This is a genomic window from Streptomyces carpinensis (genome assembly GCF_002154505.1).
In the GTDB taxonomy this organism is placed as follows: domain Bacteria; phylum Actinomycetota; class Actinomycetes; order Streptomycetales; family Streptomycetaceae; genus Streptomyces; species Streptomyces carpinensis.
In genome coordinates this window covers 48,037-54,064 of sequence record NZ_MUBM01000099.1, presented here as the reverse complement: position 1 = coordinate 54,064, position 6,028 = coordinate 48,037, and the positions used below count along the sequence as shown (strand labels likewise).

The window sequence follows — 6,028 nt, the reverse complement described above, 5'->3', positions numbered from 1 at the left end:
CCTTCCCCCGGAAGTTCCGCCCGGCGGCTCGCCAGGCGGAACTTCCGGGGGAAGGAGCGGCTGTTCCTCGCCGAGGGCCCGCAGGCCGTGCGGGAGGCCGCCGCGCACCGGACGGCCGGTGCCGGGAGCGGCGGAGCCACCCTCGTCGAGCTGTTCGCGACCCTCGACGCCGCCGAGCGGTACGCCGACATCGTGGGCGAGGCCCGCGACGCCGGCGCCCGGATCCACCTCGCCGCCGACGAGGTCATCGCCGACATCTCCACCACCGTCACCCCGCAGGGTCTCGTCGGGGTCTGCCGGTTCCTCGACACGCCGTTCGAGGAGATCCTCACCGCCCGCCCCCGCCTCGTCGCCGTCCTCGCCCACGTGCGCGACCCCGGCAACGCGGGCACCGTCCTGCGCTGCGCCGACGCCGCCGGAGCCGACGCGGTGGTCCTCACCGACGCCTCCGTGGACCTGTACAACCCCAAGGCCGTGCGAGCCTCCGTCGGCTCGCTCTTCCACCTGCCGGTCGCCGTGGGCGTCCCCGTCGAGCAGGCGGTCGCCGGGCTCAAGGACGCCGGGGTGCGCATCCTCGCCGCCGACGGCGCGGGCGAGCAGGACCTCGACGACGAGCTCGACAAGGGCACCATGGGCGGGCCCACCGCCTGGGTGTTCGGCAACGAGGCATGGGGGCTGCCGGAGGAGACCCGGGCCCTCGCCGACGCCGTCGTCCGCGTCCCGATCCACGGAAAGGCCGAGAGCCTGAACCTCGCGACCGCCGCCGCCGTCTGTCTCTACGCCTCGGCCCGTGCACAGCGCGCCCCCGGGGGATGCCGCTCCGTCACCCGGAGCCAGTAGGCTGACCAGCTCGGGGGCCCACAGTGGGAAGGGTGGGATGACGGGGATGAGTGTCGGCACGAGCGGCGCACCGGGCAGGCGCGAGGCGCCACGGCTGCCCGCGCCCCGGACCGCCGGGGATCCCACCGGACTCGGCATCGACCCCGACGACCTGCCGGACGGGCTGGTCGTCGCCGACGAACACGGCCGGGTGATCTGCTTCAACGTCGCCGCCGCCCGCATCACCGCCGTCCCCGCCGAGGAAGCCCTCGGGCAGCGCCTGGAGAAGGCCCTGCCCCTGGAGGACCTGGAAGGGCGCCGCTGGTGGCAGCTGACCGACCCCTACGGCGGTCTCGCCACCCGCGTGGGCCAGCCCGAGCGCAACCTCCTGCTGCACGGGGGCCGGGAAGTCCTCGTGTCGGCCAGGTACGTCCGGGCCCGCCCCACCGGTCCCGTCCGCCGCGTGGTCGTCTCCCTGCGGGACACCGAGGCCCGCCGCCGCACGGAGCGCAGCCACGCCGAGCTGATCGCCACCGTGGCGCACGAGCTGCGCTCCCCGCTGACCTCCGTCAAGGGCTTCACCGCCACGCTGCTCGCCAAGTGGGAGAGGTTCACCGACGACCAGAAGCGGCTGATGCTGGAGACCGTCGACGCCGACGCCGACCGCGTCACCCGGCTCATCGCCGAGCTGCTCGACATCTCCCGCATCGACTCCGGCCGTCTGGAGGTGCGCCGTCAACTCGTCGACATGGGAGCCGCGGTCGGCCGGCACGTCCAGGCCTACGTCGCCGCCGGCCAGCCCGCCGACCGCTTCCTGGTCCGTACGGAGCAGCCGCTGCCCGAGCTGTGGGCCGACCCGGACAAGATCGACCAGGTGCTGAGCAACCTCATCGAAAATGCGGTGCGGCACGGCGAGGGAACCGTCACCATCGACATCACAGCCGCGTCGTCCCCGCGCGAGGGGGACGAAGCCGAGAACATCGAGAACACCGCCACGTCGGTCACGGTGAGCGACGAGGGGCCCGGCATTCCGGAGGAGTCCATGAACCGCGTCTTCACCCGCTTCTGGCGGGGCAGCAAGCGCGGCGGCACCGGCCTCGGGCTCTACATCGTCAAGGGCATCGTCGAGGCCCACGGCGGGACCATCACGGTCGGCCGCGCCGTCGGCGGCGGCGCCCGGTTCCGATTTACCCTGCCCGTGGGCACCCCGGCACACCTGCTCTAGGCGTGCCGCCCGGCACCGGCCGAGGACCCACGGGCGCATCCGCTTTCCCCAGCCCCGTTAGACTCGGCTTTTGGCACCTTTGTGTCCCACCACTGGAGACGGAATGTCCACGAGTCGGTGACGGGGACCGTCAGCCAGCCAATCGGAAGCACGGGAAGAGATGTCGGCACCCAATAAGTCGTACGACCCTGTCGAGGTCGAGACGTTGAAACCGGAAGAGATCGAGCGCATGCGGGACGAGGCGCTCGCCGCCTTCGCAGCCGCGGACTCCCTCGACGCGCTCCACGAGGCCAAGGTCGCCCACACCGGCCCCGCCTCCCCGCTGGCCCTCGCCAACCGCGAGATCGGCGCCCTGCCCCCGCATGCCAAGGCCGACGCAGGCAAGCGCGTCGGCATGGCCCGCGGTGCGGTGAACAAGGCGCTCGCCGCCCGCCAGACCGAGCTGGAGGCCGAGCGGGACGCCCGCGTGCTCGTCGAGGAGGCCGTCGACGTCACGCTGCCCTACGACCGCGTACCGGCCGGCGCCCGGCACCCGCTGACCACCATGATGGAGCGGGTCGCGGACGTCTTCGTGTCCATGGGGTACGAGGTCGCCGAGGGCCCCGAGGTCGAGGCCGAGTGGTTCAACTTCGACGCGCTCAACATCGCGCCCGACCACCCGGCCCGCACCATGCAGGACACGTTCTTCATCGAGGCGGGCAAGGGCGAGGACAGCGGTGTCGTGCTGCGCACCCACACCTCGCCGGTGCAGATCCGCTCCCTGCTCCACCGCGAGCCGCCGGTCTACGTGGTCTGCCCCGGCCGCGTCTACCGCACGGACGAGCTCGACGCGACGCACACCCCGGTCTTCCACCAGATCGAGCTGCTCGCCGTCGACGAGGGCCTGACCATGGCGGACCTCAAGGGCACCCTGGACCACATGGTCCAGTCGCTCTTCGGCGCCGACATGAAGACCCGGCTGCGCCCGAACTACTTCCCGTTCACCGAGCCGTCCGCCGAGATGGACATGCTCTGCTACGTCTGCAAGGGCGCGTCCGTCGGCGACCCCGACCGGCCCTGCCGCACCTGCTCCAGCGAAGGCTGGATCGAGCTGGGCGGCTGCGGCATGGTCAACCCGCGGGTGCTCACCGCCTGCGGCGTCGACCCGGAGAAGTACAGCGGATTCGCCTTCGGGTTCGGCATCGAGCGGATGCTGATGTTCCGCCACAACGTCGAAGACATGCGAGACATGGTCGAGGGTGACGTCCGGTTCACCCGGCCGTTCGGGATGGAGATCTGATGCGGGTCCCGCTTTCTTGGCTGCGGGAGTACGTCGACCTGCCGGCGACGGAGACCGGGCGCGACGTCCAGGCCAAGCTCATTTCGGCCGGCCTCGAGGTCGAGACCGTCGAACAGCTCGGCGCCGACCTCAAGGGGCCGCTCGTCGTCGGCCAGGTGCTCACCATCGAGGAGCTGGAGGGCTTCAAGAAGCCGATCCGCTTCTGCACCGTCGACGTCGGCCAGGCCAACGGCACCGGCGAGCCGCAGGAGATCGTCTGCGGCGCCCGCAACTTCTCCGTCGGGGACAAGGTCGTCGTGGTCCTGCCCGGCGCCGTGCTGCCCGGCGGCTTCTCGATCTCCGCGCGCAAGACCTACGGCAAGGTCTCGCACGGCATGATCTGCTCCGCCGACGAGCTGGGCATGGGCGACGACGGCAGCCACGGCATCATCGTGCTGCCGCCCGAGCACGAGGTCGGCACCGACGCCATCGAGCTGCTCCAGCTCGTCGACGAGGTCCTCGACATCGCCGTCACGCCCGACCGCGGCTACTGCCTGTCCCTGCGCGGCGTCGCCCGCGAGGCCGCCATCGCCTACGGCCGCCCGCTGCTCGACCCGGCGCTGCTGGACGTTCCGGCGCCCAACGCCTTCGGGCACCCGGTGCAGATCTCCGACCCGTTCGGCTGCGACCGCTTCACCGCCCGCACCGTGACCGGCCTCGACCCCGAGGCCCGCTCCCCGATCTGGCTGCAACGCCGGCTGCAGAAGGCGGGCATGCGCCCGATCTCGCTCGCCGTGGACATCACCAACTACGTGATGCTGGAGCTGGGCCAGCCGCTGCACGCCTACGACCGCTCCCGGATCGAGGGCGCCATCGGCGTCCGCCGGGCCGAGCGGGGCGAGAAGATCACCACCCTCGACGGCGTCACCCGCACGCTGTCCACCGAGGACCTGGTCATCACCGACGACCGCGGCCCCGTCGGGCTGGCGGGCGTCATGGGCGGCGCCCACACGGAGATCGACGACACCGAGGGCACCACCACCGAGGTCGTCATCGAGGCCGCTCACTTCGACCCGGTCGCCGTCGCGCGCACCGCCCGCCGGCACAAGCTGTCCTCGGAGGCCTCCCGCCGCTTCGAGCGGGGCGTCGACCCGCAGGCCGCCTCCGCCGCCGCCCAGCGCACCGTCGACCTGCTGGTCCTCCTCGCCGGCGGCACCGCCGACGCGGGCGTCACCGAGATCGTCGCGCCCTCCGCACCGCGCACCATCACCATCCCGGCCGACCACCCGGACAAGGTCGCGGGCGTCACCTACGGCCGCGAGACGGTCGTACGGCGACTGCAGCAGATCGGCTGCGACGTCGTGGGAAACACCGCCGCGTGGAACACGTCGTTGCGGGGCGGTGGCCGGGAGACGGGCGGGCAGGACGAGCTGATCGTCACCGCGCCGTCCTGGCGGCCGGACCTGACCGACCCGAACGACCTGGCCGAGGAGGTCATCCGCCTGGAGGGCTACGAGAACCTGCCCTCCACGCTGCCCAGGCCCCTGCCCGGGCACGGCCTGACCGACCGGCAGCGGCTGCACAGCCGCGTCGGCCGCGCGCTGGCCGGCGCGGGATACGTCGAGGCGCTGAACTACCCGTTCATCGGCGAGGCCGCGCTGGACCAGCTCGACCTGGACGCCGACGACCCGCGCCGCACCGTGGTCACCCTCGTCAACCCGCTCTCCGACGAGGAGCCCTCGCTGCGTACGACGCTGCTGCCGGGCCTGCTCGGCGCGCTGCGCCGCAACGACGGACGGGGCAGCCACGACCTGGCGCTGTTCGAGACCGGCCTGGTCTTCCGGCCCACCGGGCAGGAGGAGATCCCGGCCCGGCTGCCCGCCGACCGCCGGCCCACCGACGAGGAGCTGGCCTCCCTCGACAGCGCGCTGCCGCACCAGCCCCGCCGGGTCGCCGTGGTGCTCGCGGGCGCCCGTGAGCAGGCCGGCTGGTGGGGCAAGGGCCGTCCGAGCGACTGGGCCGACGCCGTCGAGGCGGCGCGCCTGGTGGCCCGTGAGGCGGGCACGGAACTGACCGTGCAGGCCGACCAGCACGCCCCGTGGCACCCCGGCCGGTGCGCCGCGCTGTATGCCGAGGTGGACGGCGTGCGGACCCTCGTCGGCCATGCCGGTGAGCTGCACCCGCGCGTGGTGAAGGCGATGCACCTGCCCGAGCGCACCTGCGCCATGGAGGTCGACCTCGACCTGATCCAGCGGGCCGGGGACGGCATCGTGCGCGCGCCGCGGATCTCCTCGTTCCCCGTGGCCACGCAGGACGTCGCCCTCGTCGTCGACAAGCCGGTCCCGGCCGCCGAGGTCGAGGCCGCGCTGCGCGAGGGCGCCGGTGAACTCCTGGAGGCCATCCGCCTGTTCGACGTATACGAGAACGCCGAACAGCTCGGCGAGGGCCGCAAGTCGCTGGCGTACGCACTGCGCTTCCGCGCCCCCGACCGCACGCTGACGGTCGACGAGGCGTCGGCTGCCCGGGATGCCGCGGTGGCGCTGGCCGCCGAGCGGACCGGGGCGGTGCTGCGCAGCTGAGGCTGTTCCGCCGAGGGGCGGGTCCGGTGCGCCGGGCCCGCCCCTCGGCTGTGACCTGCATAAATGCAGAGTCGGAGAGTGCTCACTCGTTCGGGTGAGAACTCCGGGCGAGCCTGTCCCCGCGGTGCGTGCGGTCGACAGAATCGG

General features: G+C 72.9%; 4 protein-coding genes. All 4 read left to right on the top strand.

The window, feature by feature from the left end:
- On the top strand, nt 1-840 hold an 840-nt coding region (locus BZY54_RS15130), incomplete at its 5' end, for a TrmH family RNA methyltransferase (protein ID WP_244217173.1).
- Nucleotides 841-886: 46 nt separating this feature from the next.
- On the top strand, nt 887-2,044 hold the full coding sequence (locus tag BZY54_RS15125; protein WP_086725713.1) for a sensor histidine kinase: 1,158 nt from the start codon (nt 887-889) through the stop codon (nt 2,042-2,044).
- Between the two features lie 160 nt (nt 2,045-2,204).
- On the top strand, nt 2,205-3,323 hold the full coding sequence (gene pheS / locus BZY54_RS15120) for a phenylalanine--tRNA ligase subunit alpha (RefSeq protein WP_086725707.1): 1,119 nt from the start codon (nt 2,205-2,207) through the stop codon (nt 3,321-3,323).
- Nucleotides 3,323-5,881, top strand: a complete 2,559-nt coding sequence (gene pheT, locus BZY54_RS15115) for a phenylalanine--tRNA ligase subunit beta (protein WP_086725706.1) — start codon at nt 3,323-3,325, stop codon at nt 5,879-5,881. Before pheS ends, pheT begins: the two co-directional genes overlap by 1 nt.
- Nucleotides 5,882-6,028: the final 147 nt, after the last annotated feature.

Excerpts from the sequence above, each read along its gene's own strand:
- pheT (WP_086725706.1), top strand. The coding sequence starts at position 3,323 with ATGCGGGTCCCGCTTTCTTGGCTGCGGGAGTACGTCGACCTGCCGGCG.
- pheS (WP_086725707.1), top strand. The coding sequence starts at position 2,205 with ATGTCGGCACCCAATAAGTCGTACGACCCTGTCGAGGTCGAGACGTTG.
- BZY54_RS15125 (WP_086725713.1), top strand. The coding sequence starts at position 887 with ATGAGTGTCGGCACGAGCGGCGCACCGGGCAGGCGCGAGGCGCCACGG.